The 1,629-nt window shown below is 26.7% G+C and carries 2 protein-coding genes; both read left to right on the top strand.

What is annotated here, in order from left to right; translation table 11 throughout:
* The first annotated feature begins 274 nt into the window (after positions 1-274).
* Complete coding sequence (locus ACH63V_RS18025; protein WP_039245928.1) at positions 275-808, top strand: hypothetical protein; 534 nt, start codon at positions 275-277, stop codon at positions 806-808.
* Between the two features lie 248 nt (positions 809-1,056).
* Positions 1,057-1,410, top strand: coding sequence for a DUF5991 domain-containing protein (locus ACH63V_RS18020; RefSeq protein ID WP_396464314.1), 354 nt, complete (start codon positions 1,057-1,059; stop codon positions 1,408-1,410).
* Positions 1,411-1,629 lie beyond the last annotated feature (219 nt).

Raw genomic sequence — 1,629 nt, 5'->3', positions numbered from 1 at the left:
GTGCTGCAGCTTATAATATTGTTTTAAATGTACAAAATGGAAAATTAGTTTCTAATAAGGCTTGGATAGTTGATATTTGATAATATTTTTTTTTGATAGATACTTGATTTTAGAAAAGCCCAATATAACAAGCTATTAAAATTCTTATTAAAGAAAAAAGATAGTGGAATTCGAATCAGTAAACTGAGGTCGGATAATATTCTTTCTAAAGATGGTATCGATAGTGATTTAAAATCATATTTTGTAAACTTTAGAGTCAAGGACTAAACTGATAATGAAAGTATTAAAGATATTAATGGGTACATATATTCTATTAAACAGTATAAGCTTATATGCAGAAAGTACGAGCGAGTGTATGAAGTATTGGAGTGAAAAATCTGCTGCATCTCTCAAGGTTTTGGGAGAGGTGAAATGTGAAAATATTTGGGAATATGGAAAGAGTAGTGCGACCCAAGGTCGCTTGAAAATATTAAATCAATTGAAATTAAAGCTGAATAATAATCAATGGATGTCAACAGGTGAGTGTTTTAGAGTTTCATATAATAAAAACAATTATTATATTTACCGTGCATATTATAAGGAAGATAGAGATGAAATATGGATTGCATATAATGATAAAAGTTCATTTTCTTATTTCAGAAAAGTAAACTCACCCCAAAAAGAAGGAGAAAATTCTAAGGTATCTTTGAGTTGTGCAAAAAATGGAGAATATGATGAAGCCAGATCTGTATTAAATAATTATTTAAAAAATAATACTTCAGTTAGTATGAGCTATTATAAAGTAGGGGATTGGTATAAGGGGGATTAATTATGATAAAACGATTAAATTTGAAAAATTAATTTCTGTATATTTATCAGGCTTAAGCTTGCATAGTATCCAATATGTAATTGAGAATTATTATGCAAATTCTTCACAAGTATACAAAGTAAATAACAATAAATTTGTTAAGTCTACTGAAAAAATTATAAAATAATGAAGAGCTTAGATAATAAAATATTTTATTGTATTGTAATTTGGTTATAATAGTTTGACTTGATTATTTATAAATTAATTAAATGAAAAAATTTTGTTTATTATTGCTGGCTCTTTCTGTTACCACATTTGCAAATGCAGATAAGTGGAATGGTACTTATCATTATTATAGTTCAGAAGAGTTGCCGGGTGGTAATGTTGCGACGATAGAATCGGTTTTAACGCTAACACCCAAAAAGTGTGAGTATTCTATTGCTGGCTTTCAGGTTGATAAATCTTATATATGTAAAGTGAAAGAGAAAAATAACGAACTATATTTCTTTAAAGTTCAAAGTGGTGAAAAGTTAGGAAAAGTAGTCTTTAAGAAAGGAAAATATTATCTTTATTCCGATGAAGTTTTAGATATCAAAAATAATCTATTTTATAAGGATAAATAATTGATATAGGGTTCTTTATAACCTTTTCTATTTTTTAATATTTGAAAAAGTAAGAAAAGATTTAAAATTTTATAAAAAAGCCCAACATAAATTCACTTTTATATATCTTTATAGTTCATTATTAACATTTAAGCATATGGCTCGGCATATCTAAGATGAAGGTTTTAATACCTAAGTGATGAAGATATTGGTGGAAGTAGTTATAGGATAGAATATGAT

The organism is Acinetobacter sp. ABJ-A23_2 (genome assembly GCF_044538765.1).
GTDB classification, from domain to species: Bacteria; Pseudomonadota; Gammaproteobacteria; order Pseudomonadales; family Moraxellaceae; genus Acinetobacter; species Acinetobacter nosocomialis_A.
This window is presented reverse-complemented; position numbering and strand designations above follow the sequence as displayed.